This window comes from Microvirgula curvata, assembly GCF_054781615.1.
In genome coordinates, this window is sequence record NZ_BAAGUB010000029.1 from 112,799 (window position 1) to 137,127 (window position 24,329).

A 24,329-nucleotide genomic window follows, 5' to 3' on the forward strand; every position below is an offset into this window, starting at 1 on the left:
CAGCCGGAAATGGTACCACTTCAGCCGGGGCTGGCCCATGCGCCGACAGCAGCTGCCATTCATCCATCCGCTTGCCGCGATGGAGTACCGGAGGCTTATAACGAATGGATACATGAAGCCGAACACCCCTTTCCGTGCCTGGCGGCCCGCGCCTGCCAGCGGCCCTGGCTCATACGATTTTGTGATGGTGCAGGAGGCGTTATGCTTTTCTTTTCCAATGTTTTCAGCCTGATGGACTGGTCGGACGATGGGGTGAATAACTGCACGCTGATGTATCTCAGGAATATAGAGATGGCCCGGTTCTCAGCCAATAAACTGCAGGGGCCGGAAATAACGCTGGTTTTGCGATTCAACCAGTTCAGTGTGCATGATTACGGCTACGGGATCGGCTGGGATTTCAATCTCACCCGCATAGAATCCGAATATGACCAGGGGGCACAGATCAGGACGCTGGTCCTGTCTGATGGCAGCCGGTACCGGATTGACAGTGAAACGGCAGAGACGGTTACACTGAAGTGCAAAAAAATCAGCATATTCAAATTTGAGAAAAATGGCAATGAGTATACGGTAACTTACAAAAACGGCATTGTGGAAACGCTGACATTTGGCCGGTTGAGTCGTATCCAGTACCCGAATGGAAAAGGGGTCGGGGTCGCTTCGTATATTGATGGTTCATTCACCATAACCGATGATGATGGCGTCGTAATGGTTGCGACCGAGGCCAAAAACGGAACGCACAGGGTGACAACGCCACGTGCCACCTTTGTTTTCAATTTTGCTGGGGATAATCTGTCTGAACTCGCTTCCATTACTGTTGATGGAAGTTCGTCCGGAGAAAAATTATATCAATTTTCCTACGTGTATCATAATAACGGGCTGTGTCTGGAAATGACGTCATGCGAATCGTGGCTGGATTTCTATCAAAAAGAGTCCATAAGCTATGTGGATTTGCCGGCGCCCGCCGGGCTTGCGGCAACGGTGCGAGCCGTATCCACAGTGGACAGTTATGTCTCGACCGACACAGATGGCACCATCAAATCTGTCCATAAAACATATGGATACCAAAAAGAATCTGGCAGCGGCAAGGAAAGAAATTACCTGGGGTACCCGGATGTGGCTGCCTGGAATAACGAGGCTGATAATCTTGAACTATTGCCGGATGACTATCAGTTTGTCAGCTATGAAAAAGTGGGGGCGGCGAAAAACCCATCAAGAACCACAGAGACTGCATATAATAAATATTATTTAATGACCAGCCTGAAACCATTCTATTCATTGCAGGAAAGAACGATATTTGAAATATACGATTACAATCTTGTTGCTGGCTCGAATATTGATGGGCAGTCAAGCACTTTCATGCTGCCAGTGCAAAAGGAATACAAACAATCCAGCCCAGGTTCCAGTGGGAAAATTATTGAACACTCTGATGTTGAGAATTATGAGTATGATGTCTATGCCAACCTGATTCGCTATACCAATATAGAAGGCATGACAGAGTGGAGTGAATATTATGATGCCGCAGGAGAAAAAGACAGTGCGGGGAATTTGCTTTGCCCGGCAAGTCCGTCCGGCATGGCCGATTATTTAAAAAGAAAAATATTGTCGCCAGGCATGGAAAAGGATAATTACCCGAGAAAAGTCTGGGACTACACCTACGTCCAGCTGGATAAAACACAGTTGATTCTGATTGCAGCAGAATATTTTCATGTCGAGAAGCCGTCGCAATCCACGCCTGCACCGGTGTTGCAAAAAACCGCATACAGTTATGAACCGAATGGGCGACCAGGCACGACGGTGGTCAGTGTTGGTACCATTGGGGACGATGGGGTGGTGAGTTATTTGTCCACCACGAAATCCGCTTCCTATGCCGAGGATGACAGCAATAAACAGCTGACCATGACGGAGACCCTTGCAGGCTACGATGGTGCCGGTTCGCAGAGCCTCACACGGCAGCTGTATGTGACCGCTGACATCGTGCAGACTCAGGATAAAAACAAACTGGTGTCCAGTTATGAGTACGACACTCTGGGGCGAGTCATAAAAACAGACTATGCAGTAGGGGGGCGGTTCCCCGTAACGGAAACGATTGTCTTCAATGCTGCCAAAAATACAGTGACGCGCCAGAAAACATCGGACAAAAAGACATCCATCTCGCTGTATGACGGTCTTGGTCGCCTTGTCAAAGAATCCATTTCCGTAGACGGGGAAAACACGCTCTGGGTAATGGCTGAGCAGGAATATAATGACCTTGGCCAGTTGGTGGTCGAGAATAAATATGATTATGCTGCTGATGGAAATATTATCAGCAAGCAGGTCAACACCTTCGTCTGGAATGTATTTGACGAGATGATCAGCCAGTCCAACTGGGATAAAAGCTCGCAAAAATACGGTTACGATTCTCATGAAAATGCATTGTACAAAAAAAGCATTACCGTGACCAAATATCCTGGCGATATTGCAGAAATCATGTTTTACGATAATCATAACCGGCTCAGACTGAAAGAGCAGCGCAGCCCTTCATCAAATACCTTGCCAGATATAAAGGAAACATTTGACTACGATGCTTTGGGACGATTGATACGTCACACCGAGACAGACAGAGAGGCACTGGTATATTCCTACGATGATTTTGACCGGCAGATAGAGAAGAAAGGGACGTCAAGTGGTACGGTAAAAATGACCTATGCGCCCCATAGCACTGACGAACTGGTAGCGTCAACACAAATTGATGCAGCGCTGATGAGCCTCTATTCATACGATGGTCTGGGCCGTGTAAAAGAGTCAAAAGTTTCTGGCGTGGCTACGCGCTACGATTACACCGGGAGTGCGATACTCACGCGACCGAGTCAGGTCACGGTTGCGGCAGATACGGAGCCTGCTGTCAACAAGGGGCGGGTGTGGAAGTATGAGTACGTGGCAGAAATGGATGATATTTCCCAATTCCAGATATGTGACCTTGCAAGCGGCAAGGCGTATTCAGCTCGAAAATTCAATCATGATGCCACTACCGGATTGCTGACCAGTAGCAGTGCCGAAGCATATTCGAGGACTTTTTCCTATGATGACTACGGGCATTTGCTTACGGAGACCGGGCAGTGGATAGACCTGGTGATGGGAAGCTACAAGACGGTTTTTGTGAGGACAAAGTCGGGGAATATCGAGTCGTTGACAGTGACAATGAAATTTGGTGGTGGAACAGGTTATGTGGTAAGGAAACGTTACCGTTATTACCCGGACGGAAAGATAAAATCGGTCGTCCTCGAATTGAACAATGCCATTGTCAGCCAGTGCAATATGGTGTGGGATGGCGCTTCCGGCAATCTGGTGCAGCAGCATCTTTGGGGGCGCCTGATGTGGGATGAAAAATTTGCGGCTCTCTCCATTTTCAAGCACTATGGGAAAAATAATCTGGTCAACAAATTCAGCTACTCTGATAAAAATGGGGAATTTTTAAAATCAAGGGTAACATATGATGCGCATTGCCATGTCAGGGACACACATTATTATTTTGCTGGCAGGCAGCATTTTGTGTGGGGGGAAAATTTTGAAATAAATGACCGGGGGCTGGCCTCGAAGTGGGCGAGAAGAGGGAGCATTGTTTATATGAACGAGTATGAAGACAAGGTCATTTCCCAGTCATTCTCCATCGATTCCATGGGTAATATAAGCGAGAAAAAAAGTGAAACAGAAGGCGGGGAAATTATTGAAAAATACAGCTTTGTCAATAATTGTGTATTGAAAAAAATTGAGAAAACAAAAAAAGGTACCAGCGTGGCAACGGTGGCCTTTGCAACGAGTCCGGAGGGAAACTTTACAGAGAAAACCTATACGGCCGGATCTGATGTTGTCTCTGCTCATTACCAGTATGCCGGAAGTGAAAATTTTTCCAGATTACAGGTAGAGTCGATATTGAGTGGCCGTGTGCCGGAGACGCGCACTGCAGACTATTACTATGATGACTTGATGAGGAATGTGTGGGTCACGACAAGGAGCGAAGCGCTTTCGCTGTCACAGAAAACCGCCAGAATTTATGCTGAGAATGAGCTGCTTGTTGAGCAGTATCAGAATGACAGCACCGGGGGGGAGACCTCTCTGATGCTTTTCCTGCGTGTGCAGGGGCAGGTCCTCTATATCACACATGTTAATGCGAAAGGCAGTTGCAGCACCAACCCCTGCCTGTGTGATATTAATGGCAACCAGATTGCGGAGGGATTTTTCAGCGTGCAGTCCGGTTATTCGGACATGCACACCGTAAAAACGTTGACGTATAAATACTATGATTATGTGTTCAGTGGGCAAAACGCCTACGGTCTGACATTTTCGCTGGCGCGCGGGCAGCGCATTTGCGAGACCCAGCTCCTGAAATTCGCAATTCTCGCCAGGCCTGCTGCGGCAGGCCATTGATGCCGGCAGCAGGGCTGGGCCCTGCTGTCGTCAGGCGAACAGGCCGGCCAGTGCGGCGCCGGGCGACGCTTCGCGCATGAAGGCTTCGCCGACCAGGAAGGTCTGGACATGGGCCGCACGCAGCCGCTGTACGTCGTCGACCGTGGCAATGCCGCTTTCGCTGACCGGAATGCGCCGTTCCGCCAGCAGGGTCGGCAGCAGGGCCAGCGTGGTATCGAGGCTGACGTCGAAGGTATGGAGGTTGCGGTTGTTGACGCCGATCAGCGGCGTGTCGAGACGCAGCGCGCGGTCGAGTTCGGCCGCGTCGTGCACTTCGACCAGCACTGCCATGCCGAGGCCGGCGGCCACGGCTTCGAAGTCGCGCAGTTGCACATCGTCGAGTGCGGCGGCGATCAGCAGCACGCAATCGGCGCCCATCGCGCGCGCTTCATACAGCTGGTAGCTGTCGACCATGAAGTCCTTGCGCAGTACCGGCAGCGAGCAGGCAGCGCGGGCGGCTTCGAGGTAGGCCGGCAGGCCCTGGAAATAATCACGATCGGTCAGGACCGACAGGCAGGCCGCACCATGGCCGGCATAGCTGGCGGCGATATCGGCCGGATCGAAATCCGCGCGGATAATGCCCCGGGACGGGCTGGCCTTCTTGATCTCGGCAATGACGCCGGCCGCGCCGGCAGCATGCTTCGAGCGCAGCGCATCGACAAAGTCGCGGATGTCGCCACGGCTTTCGGCATCGCGGCGGAGCGATTCGAGCGGGCGTGCCTGGCGGGCGGCAGCGACTTCGGTCTGTTTGGTATCGAGGATGCGGGCGAGGATATCGGACATGGGAACGTTTCGTGGGCGTGGGCGGACTGGCCGGAGCGCGCGGTAGGGCTTACCCGCCGTTTTGCTGGAAGAAATCCAGTAACCGTTCCGGCAACCAGTCGATGTTACCCGGAAAGCGGCCGCAGACGAAGCCGACATGGCCGCCATGTTCGGGAAATTCGCGACAGACCCAGCGGCTGACGTCGTGTTCGGCCGGCAGCGCGCGCGCCGGCATGAACGGATCGTTGCGCGCGTTCAGCAGCAGGGTCGGCCGGCCGATGTCCTTCAGCAGCGGCTTGCTGCTGGAACGGGTCCAGTAATCGAGGGCGCCGGCAAAGCCGTGCAGCGGTGCGGTGACCGCATCGTCGAAGTCGCTGAAGGTGCGGCTGTGTTCCATGCGCTGGCGGTCGAACAGGTCCGGATAGCGTGCCAGCGTGATGCGGCTGGTCCGCTTCAGGGTCTTCAGGAACATGCCGGTGTACACGGCGCGGGAAAAACCGCGGTCAAGATTTTCGCTGGCCGCGTGCAGGTCCACCGGCACGCTGATGCCGGCAGCCGCGGCCGGGATGGCGTGGTGGCCGGCCTCGCCGAGGTATTTCAGCAGCATGTTGCCGCCGAGGCTGACGCCAGCGGTGTAGACCGTGGCGTGACGGGCGGCGAGCCGGTCGAGAATCCAGGCGATCTCGGCCGAGTCGCCAGCGTGATAAGCACGCGGCAGCGGATTGTCCACGCCACCGCAGCCGCGGAAATGCGGCACCACGCCATGCCAGCCGCGCGCCCGCACCCGACGCATCAGCGCGCTGGCGTAGTGGCTGGCGCTGGAGCCTTCCAGCCCATGGAACAGCACGACCAGCGGAGCGTCCGGGCTGGCCGCATCGGTAAAATCGAGTGCGATGCGACCGCCGTCCGGCGTGTCCCACAGTTCGCGGCGGTAATGCGGATGGCGATCTTTCAGCACCAGGGCCGGCCAGATGGTCTGGCTGTGGCCTTCAGGCAACCAGCGGGGCGGGCGATAGCGTGGCATGCGGCAGGGCAGGAACAGGGCCGGTTCAGGCGGTGCCGGCCGGGCGGAGGGCCGATTTTGGCCGGAATGCCCTGACGATATCGTCGCGGGTTTCCAGGTACGGACCACCGATCAGGTCGAGGCAGTACGGGATGGCGGCGAAGATGCCGGGCACCACGCTGTGGCCGTCCGCATCGCGCAGGCCTTCCAGCGTTTCGCGGATCGACTTCGGCTGACCGGGCAGGTTCAGGACCAGCGCGCGGCCGCGGATGACGGCCGTCTGCCGCGACAGGATCGCCGTCGGCACGAAGCGCAGGCTGATCTGGCGCATCTGTTCGCCGAAACCGGGCATTTCGCGCTCGCCGATGGCCAGCGTTGCGTCCGGGGTCACATCGCGCGGGGCCGGACCGGTGCCACCGGTGGTCAGCACCAGGTCGCAAGCGGCATTGTCGACCAGGTCGATCAGCGCGGCCTCGATCAGCGGCTGTTCATCGGGAATCAGCCGGGTCTCGAACTCGACCGGATTGCACAGCGCGGCGGCGAGCCAGTCACGCAGCGCAGGGATGCCCTTGTCTTCGTAGACGCCCTGGCTGGCGCGGTCGCTGACCGACACCAGGCCGATGCGGACCGGTTCAGGCGTCCTCGTCGTCGTCACCGTCGCGCTCCTGCTTGTAGTTGACCAGCGGCGGTTCCGGATACAGCGCCTTCAGCGCCTGGAACAGTTCGCGGAACGATTTTGGCGGCCGGCTCTCGGCCTGCTCGCGGCGGGCATTGCGGATCAGCGTGCGCAACTGCTGTACATCGCAGCCCGGGTGCTCGGCGACCAGTTCGGACAGCACCTTGTCGTCGGCCAGCAGCCGGTCGCGCTGGCGTTCGATGCCGTGCAGCCAGTTGTTGTGATGGGTGTTTTCACCGCGCAGGGTGGCAAGCTGGATGCGGATCGGCTCGGGATCGACATTGCGCATGATCCTGCCGATGTACTGGCGCTGGCGGCGCTGGGCGCCGTGCGCATTGAGGCGTTTGTACTCGACGACGGCGCTGCGCAGGTCGTCGGGCAGCACCAGGTGCTTGAGCGTGTCGCGCGACAGCTCCGTCAGCGCCTGGCCGAGTTCCTGCAATTCGTCCATCTCGCGCTTGATCTGCGATTTGGAAGGAATCAGGTCGTCGTCGTTATCGGGGGTGGCTTTCAAGGACTGGCTCTCGGCGGAAATGACAAGGCCGGCGCAGAGGCCGGCAGGGGAATCAGGCCGGATTCTAGCAGACGCCGGCCATTGCGCGCGCGACCCCGCGTCCCGGGGCCGGCGGCATCAGGCCTTCTTGATGTCCTCGGGACGGCCGCGCAGCAGCATGACCGGGATCTCGGTCCGGCGCATGACGCCCTCGGCGACGCTGCCCATGATCAGGGTCATGATCTCGCCCCAGCCATGCGTGCCCATCACGATCAGGTCGGCGTTCCACTTCTTCGCGTCCTCGATCAGCACTTCGGCGATCTTGTCGCCCCAGCTTTCCAGCATTGCCGTCTCGCAACTGGCGCCATGTTCGGCCAGCACCTCGATCGCGTCCTTGAGTACATGTTCGCCGGCTTCGCGAATATTCTTTTGCAACTCGGTCGCATCAAGAAATTCCGCGCCGCCCCAGCCGTACTGGGCCAGGTCGACCACATGGACCACTTTCAGGCTGGCGCCGCTTTCCCGGGCAAAGCGCGAGGCTTCTTCCAGTGCGCGCCGGGCCGTATTGCTGTCGTCGACCGGTACATAGAGTCGCTTGTACATGATCTCTCCTATCCGGGGGTTTCTAAACTATAGACTTCTGCCGTCACCAAATGTGCAGCTAGTGGCTTGCCGTTGCCGCGAACGCAAAAAATGTCCGCGAACCGGCGCCGCCATGACCGGCGCAGTGTATCGCGCCGCACCATTGGCACTGATTGATTTGGCGCAGGGTAGTGAATACACTCGATCGAACTTTATCGCGTATCTGGCCATCATGTCGCGTCTGTCCATCGAATTGCCGTCGCATTTCCCGTTCTCCACCACGCTGACCATCGGCATCGGCGACATCAACTATGGTGGCCACATGGGCAATGATGCCGTGCTGCGCCTGGCGCACGAGGCGCGGCTGCGCTTCCTGAAATCGCTCGGCCACACGGAAATGGACGTTCATGGCTGCGGGATCATCATGAGCGATGCCGCAGTGGTGTATCGTGCCGAAGCCTTCCACGGTGACGAACTCGTCGTCAGCGTGGCCGTGGCGGATTTCAACAAATATGGCTGTGACCTGCTGTATGCGATGGTGCGCAAGCGTGATGGCACCGAGATCGCCAGGGTCAAGACCGGGATCGTGTTCTTCGACTATCAGGCGCGCAAGGTTGCCCGCGCCCCCTCCGCCTTCGTCTCCCGCTTCCAGCCGACAACCGATACCGATGGAGAACGTCATGAGGGATTACCCACCGAATAGCCCGGAGGCCATCGCCCGCCTGCTGACCATGTTCATGCTGGGCGACGGCGAGGCGCACGATCACGAATTCGACGTCCTCGACCAGTTGCATGTCTATGACCTCGTCGGCATTGGACGCAAGCAGTTCATTGACGTGTTCCGGACCTACTGCAACGACATCAGCGATGACGCCGACCAGGATGGCGCCATCCACCTGATCGACCGCCAGCGCGTCGACCGCCTGCTCGAAGATGTGACCGAACGCCACCTGCGCGTGCTGGTGTGCGCGCTGGCCATCGACCTGTGCAAGGCGGACGAGGCGATGGGCGACGGCGAAGTGGCCTTGCTGCAGCACATGATGCGAAGCTGGAACCTGACGCTGGCCAATATCGAGGGCGAGTTCGTTCGCTCCTGACCTGGCAGCGCTGACAAAAAAACTGCCGTTGCTGCCGAACTTCCGCCCCTGTCGCCTGTCCATGGCAACAGGTACCCCTGATACGGGTGGGGTCTCCCGCCGGTCGCTGCTGGCAGAGCAGGGCCCGGGCGGAAGCTACACTCAGACAGTGGCATTGCGGCCGCACAGGGGGTTGTTCAACACATGAGCGAAAGGGATGCGGATCTGGAGCTGGTCCGGCGGGCGCAGCGCGGGGACCGGCATGCATTCGACTTGCTCGTGCTCAAGTACCAGCGCAGGCTGGCGAGACTGCTGTCGCGCTTCATACGCGACCCGGCTGAAATCGAGGATGTCACCCAGGAGGCCTTCGTCAAGGCGTATCGCGCACTGGCCAATTTCCGCGGCGACAGCGCGTTCTATACCTGGCTGTACCGTATCGGCATCAATACCGCCAAGAATCACCTGAGCGTCAGTGGCCGGCACGTCGTGCTGCACACGGACAATCACGATGAGGACGGGGAACCGTACGATCCGGCCGGACAGATTGCCGACAACAACACGCCGGAAACCGAAATGGCATCGCGGCAGATTATCGCCACTGTCAATGCGGCGGTTGAAGCGCTGCCCGAAGAGTTGCGGACGGCCATTACCTTGCGGGAACTCGAGGGATTGTCGTACGAAGATATTGCCGTGGCCATGCAGTGCCCGGTGGGGACAGTGCGTTCCCGCATTTTCCGCGCACGGGAAGCGATCGCGGCCCAGCTCAAGCCATTACTGGATACACCGAAGAACAAAAGGTGGTGAATCAAGATGGACAAACAACAGTTATCCGCGTTTCTCGATGGAGAATGGCCGGACGGCAAGGGCACTGTGCCCTGGAATGACCCGGACGGCGCATCCGAGCGGTGTGATGACTGGCAGTGCTGGCATGTAATCGGCGACGCCATGCGCCAATCGCGCTGCCTCGATGTCGACGTGGCCGACCGCGTGCGTCAGCGACTGGCAGAGGACGCGCCGGTTGCGGCACCGGTGTCGGGCCGGCAGGTGCGGCGCTCGCACCGCTATGCCGGCTGGGCCGTGGCCGCCAGCCTGCTCCTGGCCGGCATCATTGGCTGGAGCCCGCTCGACTCCGATAGCCCGGATACCGGCAAGATCCCGCTGAAAGTGGCTGACGGCGGGCCGGCGACGGTCATGCCGGTGGCGCGACCGCTGGCGACCGCTGGCGATGCCAATCCGTATATCGCCGCCCACCATGAGCTTGCATTCGAATCCGGTATCCAGACCGTCGCCATGGCGACGGAGGGGAAGCCATGAGCGGCTGGCGTGCCGCTTTGTGCGTTCTTGTGGTGCCGGTCTGCGCGGCGGCGGTACCGCTGGGCGGAAAGCAGGCGGTCGCACTGCTCGACCGTGTGGCCGCTGCTGCCTATCGCCAGTCGTACAGCGGCATCTATCAGCACCAGTATGCGCGCAGCCTGATGACCTATCGGCTGGCCCACGCTTCCGGCCTGGGCAATCCGCTGGAAAAACGCGAGTCGCTGGATGATCCGCCGTGGGAGGTGGTGCGCGACAACCAGTCGCTGACCGTCTACGCACCGGACCGTCAGGCGCTGAAGGCGGCCCGGACCGGCGCGTTCCAGACCTTTCCGTCGCTGTTCGGCGACAACCGGGCCGAGATCGCCCGCCACTATGCGGTCGAGCGCATCGGCAAGGACCGGGCTGCCGGGCGCGACTGTGTCTGGTGGCAGCTGACGCCGCGCGATGCGCAGCGCTATCCGCGTCGTTTCTGTGCCGACATCCGCACTTCGCTGATCCTGAAATCGGCCATCCTGACGGCAGACCGCCAGATCATCGACCGGCTGAGCTTCAGTGAGCTGAAACTGGGCAAGCTGGGCGACCTCGGCCAGTTGCAGCCGCAATACCGCGACGGCGCCGTCTGGCGGATGCCGGTTGCCGCCGGCGACCGGGGCGATGGCGGTCGCGGCATCCAGATTCCGGGCCTGCCCGAAGGCTTTTCCCTGCAGCGCGACGTCAGCCGTCGCCTGCTGTCCGGCCAGCAGGCGGTCAGGCACCTGGTGTACAGCGACGGCGTCGCCTCGCTGTCGGTCTTTATCGAGCGGGTGCCGGACGCGGTCCAGCCGACGGCGATGCAGAACGGCGCCATTACCCTGCGCAGTCGCAAGATGGGCGATATCCTGGTGACCGTGGTCGGCGATCTGCCGGATAATGCCGTCCAGTCCGTTTCCCACTCCATCATCCTGCTCCGCCCATGATAGAAACCGAAGCCAGCGTCCTGTCCGTCGAGCATGACGGCGCCCATGCGTGGGTCGAAACCCGGCCGCACGGCAGTTGCGGCGCGTGCGCCGGCAGCGGCGGTTGCCACTCCGTGTCGATTTCGCGGCTGTTTTCCGTCGGCCGCCAGCATTACCGGGTCGCGAACCCGGTCGGCGCGCAGGCCGGCGACAAGGTGATCGTCGCCGTGGCCGAGCGCGCGCTGCTGCACGGCTCGCTGCTGATGTACCTGGTGCCGGTGGCGGCCCTGTTTGCCGGTGCGTCGCTGGGGGCGCTGGCGGGCGAGACCGCGTCCGTCGTCGGCGGCGCGGCGGCTTTTGCCTTGTCGCTGTTGATCATTCGTCGCCTTGCCACCAGATACGCCGGACGGGCCGACTACCAGCCGGCCATTGTTCGCCGCCGCGCCGCCTGTGCCGGCGGCCACTGTTCCGGGCACAATAAAACATAGCATTCTTGCCGCGCCGGGCATTGACCGGGCGCGACCGTTACGCATTCAGGGGGATTCCTAACGATGAAAAAATCGATTGTCGCCGTTTCTCTGGCGCTGGGGCTGGCGCTTGGCCAGGCGCCGGTGCTGGCCGCATCGCTCGCCAACCTGCCGGACTTCACCCAGCTGGTGAAGAAAGAGGGCAGGGCGGTCGTCAACATCTCCACCAGGCAGACCGTGCGCCAGAATGTCAGCCCGATACCGGACGACATGGCAGGCGACCCGTTCTTCGAGTTCTTCCGCCGCTTTGCCCCGCCGCAACAGCGCGAGTTCCAGGCCGCCTCGCTCGGCTCGGGCTTCATTCTGTCGCCGGACGGCTACATCATGACCAACGCACACGTGGTGGCCCGTGCCGACGAGATCACCGTCACGCTGACCGACAAGCGCAGCTACAAGGCCAGGCTGGTCGGCGCCGACGCCCGCACCGACGTGGCACTGCTGAAGATCGACGGCAAGGACCTGCCGGTCATCGATCTTGGCGACCCCTCGTCGCTGGAAGTCGGTGAGTGGGTGGTGGCGATCGGCTCGCCGTTCGGCTTCGACAACTCGGTGACCGCCGGCATCGTATCGGCCAAGGGCCGCCAGCTGCCGGATGAAAACTATGTGCCGTTCATCCAGACCGACGTGGCGGTGAATCCGGGCAACTCCGGGGGCCCGCTGTTCAACATGCAGGGGCAGGTGGTCGGCATCAACTCGCAGATCTACAGCCGCTCCGGCGGCTTCATGGGCATCAGCTTCGCCATCCCGATCGATGTGGCGGTCAAGGTCTCCGACCAGCTGAAGGCCTCGGGCCGGGTCAGTCGCGGCCGCATCGGCGTGCAGATCCAGGAACTGACCAAGGAACTGGCGGCCTCGTTCGGCCTGCCGCGTGCGTCCGGCGCCCTGGTCAATGCGGTCGAGCCCGGCGGTCCGGCCGAAAAGGCCGGCCTGAAGGCCGGCGACATCATCCTGAAGGTCAACGGCTCGGCCATCAATTCGACCTCGGACCTGCCGCGGCTGATCGGCAGCATCAAGCCGGGCCAGGCAACGGCAGTCGAGGTGTGGCGCAACCGCGGTGCGCAGAGCGTGACCGTGGTGCCGGACGAGCTGAGGGAAAGCGACGATACCCAGGCCGAACGTGCACCGGCCAGGCCGCGCGAAGCCGCGCCGAAGAGCCAGCCGGTCACCTCGCTCGGACTGGTGCTGGCCGATGCGCCGCCGGCCCTGCTCGGACATCTCGGCGTGCGCTTCGCGCTGGTCGTCCAGCGTGCGACCGGGGCGGCCGCCCGGGCCGGCCTGGTGCCGGGCGATGCCATTGTCGGCATCGGCAATGACAATCTGACCTCGTTCGCGCAGCTGAAGGGCCGCGTCGACAGTGCGCCGTCCGGTTCGGCGCTGCCGCTGCGCATCGTGCGCAATGGCGCGACGCTGTTCCTGGCACTGCCGATCAGCAAGCCGTGACCCGGCTGACACTGTATTTCCGCGAATACTGCAGCCTGTGCCACGCCATGCGCGCGGCACTGGCGCCGTATGTGGAACGCGGGGCGGTCGAACTGACCGTGATCGAGGTCGATGACGACCCGGCGCTGGTGGACAAGTATGACGAGCTGGTGCCGGTCCTGTGCGGTCCGGACGGGCGCGAAGTCTGCCACTGGCATTTCGATCAGGCCAAGCTCGCTGCCTGTCTCGCGGAATTCGGGTAGAATCCGCGCGATATTCCGAACTCCAGTAGGGCGCGACGTGCGCCCTTCTTTATTGCTTGCAGGAACGAATGAAGCACATCCGCAATTTTTCGATCATTGCCCATATCGACCATGGCAAATCCACGCTCGCCGACCGGTTCATCCAGTTCTGCGGCGGCCTCGACATGCGGGAGATGTCCGCACAGGTGCTCGACTCGATGGACATCGAGAAAGAGCGGGGCATCACCATCAAGGCGCAGACCGCGTCGCTGACCTACAAGGCGCGTGACGGCCAGGTGTACAACCTGAACCTGATCGACACCCCGGGGCACGTCGACTTCAGCTATGAAGTCTCGCGCTCGCTGTCCGCCTGCGAAGGCGCGCTGCTGGTGGTCGACGCGTCACAGGGGGTCGAGGCGCAGACTGTCGCCAACTGCTATACCGCGATCGACCTCGGGGTCGAAGTGGTGCCGGTGCTGAACAAGATCGACCTGCCGGCCGCCGAACCCGAACGCGTCAGCCAGGAAATCGAGGACATCATCGGCATCGAGGCGATCGATGCCGTGCGCGCCTCGGCCAAGTCCGGCATCGGCATCGAGGACATCCTCGAAGTCGTGGTCCGGCGCATCCCGGCGCCGACCGGCGACCCGACCGCGCCGCTGAAGGCGCTGATCGTCGACTCGTGGTTCGACAACTACGTGGGCGTGGTCATGCTGGTGCGGGTGATCGACGGCGCACTGAAGCCGAAGGACAAGATCAGGTTCATGGCCACCGGCGCCGAGCACCTGTGCGAGCAGGTCGGCGTGTTTACGCCGAAGTCGGTGCAGCGGACCCAGCTGAGTGCGGGTGAGGTCGGTTTCGTCATCGCCGGCATCAAGGAACTGAAGTCGGCCAAGGTCGGCGACACCATCACCCTGACCTCGCGTCCGGCCGCCGCCGCGCTGCCGGGTTTCAAGGAAGTGAAGTCGCAGGTGTTCGCCGGGCTGTATCCGGTCGAAAGCCATGACTACGAGTCGCTGCGCGATGCGCTGGACAAGCTCCAGCTGAACGACGCGTCGCTGAACTTCGAGCCGGAAGTCTCGCAGGCGCTGGGCTTCGGCTTCCGCTGCGGCTTCCTCGGCCTGCTGCATCTGGAAATCGTCCAGGAACGTCTCGAACGCGAGTTCGACATGGACCTGATCACCACCGCGCCGACGGTGGAGTACGAACTGCTGCTGAAGGATGGCACGGTGGTCGAAGTGGCCAACCCGTCCAAGCTGCCCGACCTGAGCAAGGTCGACGAGATTCGCGAGCCGATCATCACCTCGACCATCCTGGTGCCGCAGGACTATGTCGGCGCGGTGATGACGCTGTGCAACCAGAAGCGCGGCGTGCAACGCAACATGCAGTATATGGGCCGGCAGGTGATGCTGACCTACGAAATGCCGATGAACGAAGTGGTGATGGACTTCTTCGACAAGCTGAAGTCGACCAGTCGCGGCTATGCGTCGCTGGACTACGAGTTCAAGGAATTCCAGGCGGCCGACCTGGTCAAGCTCGACGTGATGGTCAATGGTGAAAAGGTCGATGCGCTGAGCCTGATCGTCCACCGCCAGAACGCGATCTACCGTGGCCGCGAGCTGGTGTCGAAGATGCGCGAGCTGATTCCGCGCCAGATGTTCGACATTGCGGTGCAGGCGGCGATCGGCAACAACATCATTGCCCGCGAGACGGTCAAGGCGCTGCGCAAGAACGTGCTGGCCAAGTGCTACGGCGGTGACATCACCCGCAAGAAGAAGCTGCTGGAGAAGCAGAAGGCCGGCAAGAAGCGCATGAAGCAGGTCGGCAATGTCGAGATTCCGCAGGAAGCGTTCCTCGCCATCCTGCAGGTCAGCGACAAGTAAGGCCCGAAGCCGGCCGCGGCCGGCTTCCCGTCGCCCCGAATAAAAAAACCGGAAGGAAAAACAATGAACTGGCTGTGGATTTTCGCCGTGCTGCTCGTACTCGGCATCGTGCTGATACTGGCGGCACCGAAAAAGAAGCCGGAAGACAAGGATCAGCCGATCCTGAACCAGACTGGCTACCTGGCGCTGGTCATCGGCGTGTTCGGACTGCTGGCCCAGTTCATGAGCTTTACCGCGGTCATGCTGGTCTTCGTGCTGGTGACCGGCCTGATTGCCGCACTGAACCGCTTCGTGCTGGTGAAATCGCGCCCGGCCGAACAGCTGGAACCGTCCTGGATCGAGTATGCCCGCGGATTCTTCCCGGTCATCCTCGCCGTGTTCGTGCTGCGCTCCTTCCTGGTCGAACCGTTCCAGATCCCGTCATCGTCGATGCGGCCGGGCCTGGTGGTCGGCGACTTCATTCTGGTCAACAAGTTTGCCTACGGCATCCGCACACCGGTGCTCAACAATGTGCTGGTGCCGGTCGGCACGGTGCAGCACGGTGACGTGGTGGTGTTCAACTTCCCGCCGAACCCGCAGGTCAACTTCATCAAGCGCATCATCGGCCTGCCGGGGGATACCGTCGAATACCGCAACAAGCAGTTGCTGGTGAACGGCAAGCCGGTTACCGACAAGCCGGTCGGCAGCTACGAGTACAGCGAAAGCAATCTGCAGTTCGTGGCCACCCAGCGCTACCGCGAAACCTTCGGCAGCAAGGAATACGACGTGGCCAGGGTCGAAAATTCGCCGACCCTGTACCTGGCGGCCGTGCGTTCGTTCCCGGGGCGCGAGAACTGCAACTACGACGATGACGGTTTTGTCTGCAAGGTGCCGGCCGGGCAGTACTTCGCCATGGGCGACAACCGCGACAACAGTGACGACAGCCGTTACTGGGGCTTCGTGCCGGACAATATGCTGGTCGGCAAGGCCTTCCTGATCTGGATGAACTTCGGCGATTTCGGCCGGGTCGGCAGCAAGATCCACTGATCCGTGCGGCGTGCGGACTGCGGTATCGCGCCGGGATGCGTAGAATAGAAGCGTAGCGGGCGCCCGGCGCCCATCTTTCCTCGCGTGGGCCCCGGCCCGCGCGATCTCCGACTTTCCCCGGTCGCGCGTTGCGCGGCCGCCTCTGCGACGCTGTGAAAACACCTTTACCCATTACCAGGCTGACGCAACGCATCGGCCACGACTTCTCCGACACGGCGCCGCTCAAGGAAGCGCTGACCCATCGCAGCTATGGGCAGCCGAACAATGAGCGGCTGGAATTCGTCGGTGACGGCATCCTCAACTACACCGTGGCACGCATGCTGTTCGACAGTTTTCCGGAACTGCCGGAAGGCAAGCTGTCGCGGCTGCGCGCCAATCTGGTCAACCAGAGCACGCTGGCCGAAATCGCGCGCGAGCTGAACATGGGCGACTGCCTGTTCCTCGGCGACGGCGAGCGCAAGAGCGGCGGCCACGACCGGCCGTCCATTCTCGCCGACGCGATGGAAGCGCTGTTTGCCGCGGTCAGCGTCGACGCCGGCTTTGCCGCCGCCGAGGGCGTGGTCCGCCGGCTGTATGCGTCGCGCATCGCCGGCATCGACCTGAACCGGCAGGCGAAGGATGCCAAGACCCATCTGCAGGAAGTGCTGCAGGCAAGGCGCCTGCCACTGCCGGCCTACCGGATCGTCAACCAGACCGGCGACGCCCACCTGTCGCACTTCGACGTGGCCTGCGACATTCCTGCCCTTGGCATTGCCAGCCGCGGCGAGGGCGCCAGCCGCCGCGCCGCCGAGCAACTCGCGGCCGAACGTGCGCTCGACCTGATCGCCGCGCACGATGATGCCGCCAAACCCCGACACAAACTGTGACCGCATGACCGATCTTACTGAAAACCTGCCCGACAACTTCCGCTGCGGTTTCGTCGCGATTGTCGGCCGCCCGAACGTCGGCAAGTCGACGCTGATGAACCACATGATCGGACAGAAAATCTCGATCACGTCGGAAAAGGCACAGACCACGCGGCTGCGGGTGACCGGCATCGAGACGCGCCGGGACGTGCAGTACATCTTCGTCGACACCCCGGGCTTCCAGACCCGCCACCGCAATGCGCTGAACGATGCGCTGAACCAGAGCGTGCGCAGCACGCTGTCCGACGTCGATTGCGTGCTGTTCGTGCTCGAGGCCGGCAAGTTCGGTCCGGCCGATCTCGAAGTCATGGCGCTGCTGCCGAAACACCGGCCGGTGATCTGCGTGATCAACAAGGCCGACCAGCTGAAGGACAAGGCGGAAATGGCCGGCTTCCTGGTCAAGATCAGCGAAGCGCATCCGTTCGTCGACATCATTCCGGTCAGCGCCAAGCATGGTCAGCGGCTGGACGAACTGATGGACCTGATCACGCCGCACCTGCCGGTCGGCGTGCCGCTGTACCCGATCGACATGGTCACCGACAAGAACGAACGCTTCCTCGCCGCCGAAATCGTGCGCGAAAAGCTGTTCCGCTACCTCGGCGAGGAACTGCCGTACGCGATGAACGTCGAGACCGAGGCCTTCGAGCTTGACGGTGCGATGCGTCGCATCCACGTACAGGTGCTGGTCGACAAGCCGGGACAGAAAGCGATCGTCATCGGCAAGAACGGCGAAAAGCTGAAGAAGATCTCGACCGAGGCGCGGATGGACATGGAACGGCTGTTCGACGGCAAGGTGTTCCTGCAGGTCTGGGTCAAGGTCAAGGGCGGCTGGGCCGACGACGTCCGCTTCCTCAAGCAGTTCGAACTCTGATCGTGCCCCGCCGTTCCGTCAGTGGCTGACACCATGTCCAGTCCGGGAAAAGTCACCCGCCAGCCGGCCTATGTACTGCATGCCATGCCGTACAAGGAAACCAGCCTGCTGGTCGAAGTGCTGACGCGCGACTACGGCCGGCTCGGGCTGGTGGCACGCGGCGCCCGCCGCCCGCGGGCGGCAATCCGTGGCGTGCTGCTGCCGTTTGCACCGCTGGAAATCGGCTGGTTCGGCAAGGGCGAGGTCAAGACCCTGGCCGACGCCGACTGGCTGGGCGGGCTGCCGCAACTGGCGGGCGGCCGGCTGATGGCCGGTTTCTACCTGAACGAGCTGTTGCTGAAGCTGCTGGCGCGCGAGGACCCGCATGAAACGGTGTATGCCGACTATGCGGCGACGGTACGCGAACTGGCCGCTGCCGATGCCCGGCTGGCGCCGGCGCTGCGCCGCTTCGAGCTGCGGCTGATCGCCGCGCTCGGCTATGCGCCGCAGCTGGATGCCGACCGCGACGGCCAGCCGCTGGACCCGGAGGCCGAATACGGCTTCGTGGCCGGCGAGGGCGCCTGTCTGGATGGCGACGCCGGTTGTCGCATCAGCGGCGCGACGCTGCTGGCGCTGGCGGTGGAAACCTTCTCCGATCCGCGCGTGCTGCGCGAAGCGCGGCAGCTGAACCGGCATTTGCTGGGCCATATCCTCGGCGAGACCGAACTGGCCACCCGGCTGCTGCTGAACGAAGTCACCGCGCTCGGCGACTGAGCCGGCGGGTGGATCGAAAACGTCGCCCGGCTTCGGTACAATCGGGGCCGTCATCCAATCCTGTCCGGGACCGCAACATGCTTCTCCTCGGTGTCAACATCGACCACGTCGCCACGCTTCGCAACGCCCGCGGTACCCGCTATCCGAGTCCGGTCGAGGCGGCCCTGGTCGCCGAGACGGCCGGCGCCGACCTGATCACCCTGCATCTGCGCGAAGACCGCCGCCATATCCGCGATGCCGATCTGGCCGTGATCCGCGCCTCGATCAAGACGCGCATGAATCTCGAAATGGCGCTGACCGACGAAATGCTCGACAACGCACTGCGGGTCGCCCCGCAGGACGTCTGTCTGGTGCCGGAAAAGCGCGAGGAACTGACCACCGAGGGCGGGCTGGACGTGATCCGCTACTTCGAGACCATCCGCCACTACACCCGCCAGCTGCAGGCCAACGGCACCCGCGTGTCGCTGTTTATCGATCCCGACGACGAACAGATCAAGGCCGCACAGGAAACCGGCGCCACGGTGATCGAGCTGCATACCGGCCGCTACGCCGATGCCGAGGGCGAGGCGGTCCATCAGGCCGAACTGGTCCGCATCCGTCATGCCGCGCTGTATGGCGACGAGCTGGGTCTGGTGGTCAACGCCGGCCACGGGCTGAACTACCACAACGTCAAACCGATCGCGGCCATCCGCGAAATCCGCGAACTCAATATCGGCCACGCCATCATTGCCCAGGCGCTGATGACCGGGCTGGCGCCGGCAGTGCGCGAGATGAAGACGCTGATGCTCGAAGGCCGGCACGACGCGCGATGATTGTCGGCATCGGGACCGACCTGGTCGAGATTGTCCGTTTCGACGCGCTGCTGGCGCGGCATGGCGCGCGCGCGGGCCAGCGCATCCTCGCACCGGAGGAACGCGACGAATGGGCGCGTGCGGCGCTGCCGGCGCGCTTTCTGGCCAAACGCTTCGCTGCCAAGGAAGCGTTTGCCAAAGCCGTCGGCACCGGCGTGCGTGCGCCGGTTCTGCTGACCGCCATCCGCATCGGTCACGATGCGCTTGGCAAGCCGGAACTGGCATTCGAGCCGGTACTGGCCGCGTGGCTGACCGCGCGCGGCATCCGCCGTACCCATCTGTCGATCAGCGACGAACGCAGCCTGTGCTCGGCCTTTGTCGTGCTGGAAGGGTGAGCGGCGGCCGACCGCCGCCGGACGTGATACCATTCATGGTTTGACACAGAACAAGTTTTCCGCCATGAGCATTGTCATCAAGCAGGGCGACGACATCGCCAAGATGCGTGTCGCCTGCAGACTCGCGTCCGAAGTTCTCGACTACATCACCCCGTTCGTCCAGCCCGGTGTCACCACCGGCGAACTCGACCGCCTGTGCCACGAGTACATGACCCAGGTGCAGGGCACGATTCCGGCGCCGCTGAACTACGCGCCGGACGGCGGCACGCCGTATCCGAAGTCGATCTGCACGTCGGTCAACCAGGTGATCTGCCACGGCATCCCCGGAGACAGGGTGCTGAAGAACGGCGACGTGATGAATATCGACATCACCGTGATCAAGGATGGCTGGCATGGCGATACCAGCCGCATGTTCCTGATCGGCAACAAGGTCACGCCGCAGGCGAAACGGCTCAGCGACATTACCTATGAATGCATGTGGAAGGGCATCGACATCGTCCGCCCGGGCATTCACCTTGGCGATATCGGCCATGTGATCCAGCGTCATGCCGAGAACGCCGGCTACACCATCGTCCAGGAGTTCTGCGGCCATGGCGTCGGCGAGAAGTTTCACGAAGACCCGCAGGTGCTGCATTATGGTCAGCCCGGTACCGGCGTGGAAATCCTGCCCGGCATGATCTTCACCATCGAACCGATGCTGAACGCCGGCAAGCGCCATATCCGCATCAAGCCGGACGGCTGGACCGTGGAGACCAAGGATCGCAGCCTTTCGGCGCAGTGGGAACACACGATCCTGGTGACTGAAGACGGCCATGAGGTGCTGACGGTCTCGGCCGGCACGCCGCCGCGTCCGGTGTTCTGAACGAGACGCGACAGCGGCAATGAAAAACGGGCAGCGAAAGCTGCCCGTTTGCGTTACCGGCCGGAAAGTCCGGTCAGAACGAGTGCTTCAGCGCCAGGCCGTAGGCTTGCGGGTCGGCACCGGCAGCGATCGTCGGGTTGTTCACGCCGAAGTTGGCAGTGGCAGCCTTCTTGTTGTCGATCTGGGTGGCGTAGGCAAGGATCTGCGTACGCTTGGACAGGTCGTAGGTTGCACCCAGCACCCACTGGTTGGCCTTGTAGTCGCCACCGTTGGTCTTGCCGTCAGCCTTGCCGACCATCGTGTACGAAGCCTTCAGGCCAAAGGCGCCGAACTGGTAGCCACCGACCAGGGTCCAGCTGTCCTGATTGTAGGTATCGTAGTCGACATATTCGTAGCCGGCGCCGAGCATGGCATTGCCAAACTTGTAGCTGACCGCGGCCAGGTAGCCGTCGAGCTTGTTGTCGACAATGATCGTCGGCGTCAGCGAGTTGGTGAAGTTGCTGCGGTCGGTGGCGTGGTTGTAACCCAGCGAAGCGGTCAGGCCGTTTGCCGAGTACTTGACGGCGGCGCCGTACACGCTGGCATCCGTGCGATCTTCACCCACGTAGGTGCGGTCTTCGTCTGCCGAGTAGCTGGCTGCAAACTGGACGCCGCTGAATACCGGCGACAGATACAAGGCGGTATTGGCGCGACGCGCACCGGCGCGGCCGAAGGTGGTGTCCTTGCTCCAGGCGTTGTCGGCCGAGGTGTTGGTCATGATGTTCAGGCCAACGCTGTCGCCGATAACCTTGTATGCATCATCATGACGGCCGAGGCGTACTTCGCCGAAGCCACCTTGCAGGCCAACGAACGAGTTGCGGGTTGCCCAGTTCGAGGTGGTGTCACCATCAACCGACAGGCCTTGTTCAACCTGCCATACCGCCTTGAGACCGTTGCCCAGATCTTCGCCGCCCTTGAAGCCGATGCGGGAGTTTTCGTTCTGGATGCGAATGCGGCCCTTGTACTGCTGGGCATCCGGCAGGGTCGCGCCGGTCGTGTTGTTCTTGGCACCGGTAGCCTGAACGTATTCCACGCCCGCGCTGATGAAGCCGTAGATAGTCGTATCGGCCATGGCGACCGGGGCAGCAAATGCGCCGGCGAGGGCGGCGGCAATCAGTTTCTTGTTCATCAAAGCATCACTCCACTGGGGTCTTGAATCTTGTCCATCGTTCGTTGACGACGTGCCGGTGACTATACCGTGGGGGTATGGCATTCGGATGACAAAACTGTTGCATGCAGCGTGTTTCAGGGGATTTATGTTGTCATAAAACAACAGAAAATTAGGATGGGTTTGTTTTATGTTGCTTTCTTGCAGCGCAACATGAAGGCGGGATGCTGATGGCGTAAATTCTGCAGGGCGGCATGCATGGCTTTCATGCCGCCCTGAGCGCAGCCCTGGTGCCGGCAGCGCGACGGATAAAACAACAAAAAACCGGGCAAAGCCCGGCTGGTGTTGTTTTTTCGCCGCAGTCGGGTCAGGCCAGGAAGCGGCTCGGGTACACCTCGTCGATCAACTGGCGGCAGTCGATCACCCGCAGATCGTTGTCGCGGGCGAACGACATCAGAAACTGGAACACGCGCGGGTCGATTTTCTCCAGCTTCTTGTCCACGGCGACGCAGCGGACGTTTTCCAGCAGCAGCGGCCGGACGTAAGCATGGTATTCGAGTTTTTTCTGGTCGGATTCGAACGAGGCCAGAATGCCGGACAGACGCTCGGCCCAGTCGCTGGGACGGAAAGTCCTGCCCTCGTTGGTAATGCCCTGGATGACGATTTCGTACGGATTGCAGATCATGATGTGGCCAGGCGGACTGGCAAGCCCTCTTATTTTTTGCGCTCGATCAAAAAGTTGCGCATGGCGATTTTACTTGAAGCGGGAGCGCGACCCAAGCATCGTCCGTGTTGCGCTGCCGCATTTGCGCCCGCTGCCGGCGCCGGTCTCAACTGAATCGGGTGTGCAGCCACTCCAGCAGGCGCTGGGCCGCTGCGCGTTCCCGCGTATCCAGCATCAGCATGTGGCCGGTGCCGGGCAGGATTTCCGCCGCCACCCCGAAGTGGGTGGCGGTTGCCAGCAGGTCGGTGCTGCCGATAATGCGGTCGTCGGCACCGCCCATCACAAGCGCCGGCAGGCGGTCATGCATCGGCGGCAGTGACAGGATGCCGACAAGCATCATGTCGAACACGGCGCGCATCGATTCCGGCTGGAAGCGTCCCAGCCACTGCGCGAGCCGCTCATCCGGCATATCGGCACTGAACAGCAATTCCTTTGCCTTGCCGAGGCTCGGATGATAATCAGGGCCGCTCTGGAACAACTGCACGGCAGCCAGCAGGTCGGGGGTGTGCCACAGCATGGCCAGCGAGGCATGGGTCATGCCGGTCGGCGGTACCGATGCCAGCATGGCCACACCGGCCGCCGGATGGCCCTGTTCCAGATAGCGCTGGATCACATACCCGCCCATCGAATGGCCGATCAGCACCGGTGGTGCCGGCAGCGTGGTGGCGATCTGCGCCACATTGCGCACGTAGTCGTCGATGCCGATGGCGGCGAGCCAGCTGTGACCATCGCTGTCGCCATGCCCTTCCAGGCTCAGCGCATGCGCGCTCCAGCCGTTGGCGGCAAACCAGGGCAGCCAGAACTCGTCCCAGACCCAGGCGCTGGAGTAGGCGCCGTGAACGAACAGCAGCGGCGGTCGCGTGTCGGCGGCTGCCGGCAGACGGGAAATCAGTTCCAGCTTCAGGGGAGGGGTCATGGCAGGCGCTGTCGTGTCGTGAGGGGCTATGGTGATGGCATGGCGGTGACTTGCCAAGCAGGAGTGTGAAAAGGATGTTGTCGTGCGCGGTGGCGCCCGACGATCACTCGGTCACGGTGCGGCGGAAAGCGTCATGGCAGCTCTTGCAGCTTTGCGCCAGCTGGCCATAGGCCGGGCTGACATCGGCGAGCTTCAGTGCCGGCTTGCCGGCGGTCACTGCCGCCAGCTGGTCGGCGTGCTGGTAGAAGGTGTCGCGGGCTTTGGCGAAACGGGCCGGCTCGCTCCAGATTTCCGGACGGGCCTTGCTGCTGCCGGTCGGGGCGGTGGAGAAGTGGGCGAAAGGCTTGCGTGATTCGTCCTTCAGCTGCGCGGCCAGCTCGGCGAAGCGGATCGGATCGAACGGCTGCTTCTCGCGGACCATCAGCCCCAGCGGCTCGAAGGTGTTCAATACCGACTTGAACGCCTGTACCCGGTCGCGGGTTTCGGGGTCCTGCGGTTTTTCACTGGAACAGGCGCTCAGGGCGACAAGGGCGGCAAGGCAGACAGACAGGGACGGCTTCATGAGTTCTTCGGCGCAGGGCGGA

General features: G+C 61.5%; 25 protein-coding genes and 1 pseudogene. 17 read left to right on the plus strand and 9 right to left on the minus strand.

What is annotated here, in order from left to right; genetic code table 11:
• Nucleotides 1–9: 9 nt before the first annotated feature.
• Entirely contained in the window at nucleotides 10–4,404 is a 4,395-nt protein-coding gene (locus tag ACYVG8_RS12920; protein WP_460745994.1) for an RHS repeat domain-containing protein, read from the plus strand.
• Between the two features lie 30 nt (nucleotides 4,405–4,434).
• On the opposite strand, the gene trpC is transcribed toward ACYVG8_RS12920, so the two are convergent.
• From trpC to ACYVG8_RS12945, 5 genes are all read right to left on the minus strand, one after another.
• A complete protein-coding gene (gene trpC / locus ACYVG8_RS12925) occupies nucleotides 4,435–5,226 on the minus strand; it encodes an indole-3-glycerol phosphate synthase TrpC (protein WP_028499353.1) in 792 nt (263 codons plus the stop codon).
• Between the two features lie 49 nt (nucleotides 5,227–5,275).
• Nucleotides 5,276–6,229 (minus strand): YheT family hydrolase, encoded by a 954-nt coding sequence (locus ACYVG8_RS12930; protein ID WP_107889956.1) that lies wholly within the window; start codon nucleotides 6,227–6,229, stop codon nucleotides 5,276–5,278.
• A 25-nt stretch (nucleotides 6,230–6,254) separates the two neighbouring features.
• Nucleotides 6,255–6,863: a molybdopterin adenylyltransferase gene (gene mog, locus ACYVG8_RS12935; RefSeq protein ID WP_028499351.1), complete on the minus strand. Its 609-nt coding sequence runs from the start codon at nucleotides 6,861–6,863 to the stop codon at nucleotides 6,255–6,257.
• Nucleotides 6,841–7,398: a ribosome biogenesis factor YjgA gene (yjgA, locus tag ACYVG8_RS12940; RefSeq protein WP_028499350.1), complete on the minus strand. Its 558-nt coding sequence runs from the start codon at nucleotides 7,396–7,398 to the stop codon at nucleotides 6,841–6,843. Before yjgA ends, mog begins: the two co-directional genes overlap by 23 nt.
• A gap of 117 nt (nucleotides 7,399–7,515) precedes the next feature.
• The gene (locus ACYVG8_RS12945) at nucleotides 7,516–7,980 is read right to left on the minus strand and encodes a universal stress protein (protein WP_028499349.1); all 465 of its coding nucleotides are present in this window, start codon (nucleotides 7,978–7,980) and stop codon (nucleotides 7,516–7,518) included.
• Nucleotides 7,981–8,092: 112 nt separating this feature from the next.
• On the opposite strand from ACYVG8_RS12945, the gene ACYVG8_RS12950 reads away from it, so the two are divergent.
• The 16 genes from ACYVG8_RS12950 to map all read left to right on the plus strand — a co-directional run bounded on the left by ACYVG8_RS12950 (nucleotide 8,093) and on the right by map (nucleotide 20,958).
• Entirely contained in the window at nucleotides 8,093–8,662 is a 570-nt protein-coding gene (locus ACYVG8_RS12950) for a thioesterase family protein (RefSeq protein WP_308417833.1), read from the plus strand.
• Complete coding sequence (locus ACYVG8_RS12955) at nucleotides 8,640–9,056, plus strand: hypothetical protein (RefSeq protein ID WP_028499348.1); 417 nt, start codon at nucleotides 8,640–8,642, stop codon at nucleotides 9,054–9,056. Before ACYVG8_RS12950 ends, ACYVG8_RS12955 begins: the two co-directional genes overlap by 23 nt.
• Before the next feature lie 183 nt (nucleotides 9,057–9,239).
• Nucleotides 9,240–9,839: an RNA polymerase sigma factor RpoE gene (rpoE, locus tag ACYVG8_RS12960; RefSeq protein ID WP_028499347.1), complete on the plus strand. Its 600-nt coding sequence runs from the start codon at nucleotides 9,240–9,242 to the stop codon at nucleotides 9,837–9,839.
• 6 nt (nucleotides 9,840–9,845) lie between these two features.
• On the plus strand, nucleotides 9,846–10,349 hold the full coding sequence (locus ACYVG8_RS12965; protein WP_028499346.1) for a sigma-E factor negative regulatory protein: 504 nt from the start codon (nucleotides 9,846–9,848) through the stop codon (nucleotides 10,347–10,349).
• Nucleotides 10,346–11,305, plus strand: coding sequence for a MucB/RseB C-terminal domain-containing protein (locus tag ACYVG8_RS12970; protein ID WP_107889954.1), 960 nt, complete (start codon nucleotides 10,346–10,348; stop codon nucleotides 11,303–11,305). Before ACYVG8_RS12965 ends, ACYVG8_RS12970 begins: the two co-directional genes overlap by 4 nt.
• On the plus strand, nucleotides 11,302–11,772 hold the full coding sequence (locus ACYVG8_RS12975; protein WP_028499344.1) for a SoxR reducing system RseC family protein: 471 nt from the start codon (nucleotides 11,302–11,304) through the stop codon (nucleotides 11,770–11,772). The genes ACYVG8_RS12970 and ACYVG8_RS12975 overlap by 4 nt, the downstream gene beginning before the upstream one ends.
• A 63-nt stretch (nucleotides 11,773–11,835) precedes the next feature.
• Complete coding sequence (locus ACYVG8_RS12980) at nucleotides 11,836–13,251, plus strand: DegQ family serine endoprotease (RefSeq protein ID WP_460745996.1); 1,416 nt, start codon at nucleotides 11,836–11,838, stop codon at nucleotides 13,249–13,251.
• Complete coding sequence (locus ACYVG8_RS12985; RefSeq protein ID WP_028499342.1) at nucleotides 13,248–13,493, plus strand: glutaredoxin family protein; 246 nt, start codon at nucleotides 13,248–13,250, stop codon at nucleotides 13,491–13,493. The genes ACYVG8_RS12980 and ACYVG8_RS12985 overlap by 4 nt, the downstream gene beginning before the upstream one ends.
• 68 nt (nucleotides 13,494–13,561) lie before the next feature.
• On the plus strand, nucleotides 13,562–15,355 hold the full coding sequence (gene lepA, locus ACYVG8_RS12990) for a translation elongation factor 4 (RefSeq protein ID WP_028499341.1): 1,794 nt from the start codon (nucleotides 13,562–13,564) through the stop codon (nucleotides 15,353–15,355).
• A 63-nt stretch (nucleotides 15,356–15,418) separates the two neighbouring features.
• On the plus strand, nucleotides 15,419–16,381 hold the full coding sequence (gene lepB / locus ACYVG8_RS12995; protein WP_028499340.1) for a signal peptidase I: 963 nt from the start codon (nucleotides 15,419–15,421) through the stop codon (nucleotides 16,379–16,381).
• A gap of 152 nt (nucleotides 16,382–16,533) precedes the next feature.
• Entirely contained in the window at nucleotides 16,534–17,247 is a 714-nt protein-coding gene (rnc, locus tag ACYVG8_RS13000; protein ID WP_051528872.1) for a ribonuclease III, read from the plus strand.
• A gap of 4 nt (nucleotides 17,248–17,251) precedes the next feature.
• Nucleotides 17,252–18,157, plus strand: coding sequence for a GTPase Era (era, locus tag ACYVG8_RS13005; RefSeq protein ID WP_107889952.1), 906 nt, complete (start codon nucleotides 17,252–17,254; stop codon nucleotides 18,155–18,157).
• A 33-nt stretch (nucleotides 18,158–18,190) separates the two neighbouring features.
• Nucleotides 18,191–18,910 carry a DNA repair protein RecO gene (gene recO / locus ACYVG8_RS13010; protein WP_028499337.1) on the plus strand — a complete coding sequence of 240 codons (720 nt, stop codon included), beginning with the start codon at nucleotides 18,191–18,193 and terminating at the stop codon, nucleotides 18,908–18,910.
• Between the two features lie 77 nt (nucleotides 18,911–18,987).
• On the plus strand, nucleotides 18,988–19,722 hold the full coding sequence (pdxJ, locus tag ACYVG8_RS13015) for a pyridoxine 5'-phosphate synthase (protein ID WP_028499336.1): 735 nt from the start codon (nucleotides 18,988–18,990) through the stop codon (nucleotides 19,720–19,722).
• Nucleotides 19,719–20,096 carry a holo-ACP synthase gene (acpS, locus tag ACYVG8_RS13020; RefSeq protein WP_028499335.1) on the plus strand — a complete coding sequence of 126 codons (378 nt, stop codon included), beginning with the start codon at nucleotides 19,719–19,721 and terminating at the stop codon, nucleotides 20,094–20,096. The genes pdxJ and acpS overlap by 4 nt, the downstream gene beginning before the upstream one ends.
• Nucleotides 20,038–20,958 (plus strand): type I methionyl aminopeptidase, encoded by a 921-nt coding sequence (map, locus tag ACYVG8_RS13025; protein ID WP_373280116.1) that lies wholly within the window; start codon nucleotides 20,038–20,040, stop codon nucleotides 20,956–20,958. Before acpS ends, map begins: the two co-directional genes overlap by 59 nt.
• 73 nt (nucleotides 20,959–21,031) lie before the next feature.
• Here the strand turns inward: map and ACYVG8_RS13030 are convergent, their stop codons facing one another.
• From ACYVG8_RS13030 to ACYVG8_RS13045, 4 genes and pseudogenes are all read right to left on the minus strand, one after another.
• A complete protein-coding gene (locus ACYVG8_RS13030) occupies nucleotides 21,032–22,126 on the minus strand; it encodes a porin (protein ID WP_028499333.1) in 1,095 nt (364 codons plus the stop codon).
• 373 nt (nucleotides 22,127–22,499) lie between these two features.
• Nucleotides 22,500–22,793: pseudogene (locus ACYVG8_RS13035) on the minus strand (DUF3579 domain-containing protein); the annotation flags it as partial.
• A 142-nt stretch (nucleotides 22,794–22,935) separates the two neighbouring features.
• Complete coding sequence (locus ACYVG8_RS13040; RefSeq protein WP_460746002.1) at nucleotides 22,936–23,745, minus strand: alpha/beta hydrolase; 810 nt, start codon at nucleotides 23,743–23,745, stop codon at nucleotides 22,936–22,938.
• A gap of 103 nt (nucleotides 23,746–23,848) precedes the next feature.
• A complete protein-coding gene (locus ACYVG8_RS13045; protein WP_036386015.1) occupies nucleotides 23,849–24,307 on the minus strand; it encodes a c-type cytochrome in 459 nt (152 codons plus the stop codon).
• Nucleotides 24,308–24,329 lie beyond the last annotated feature (22 nt).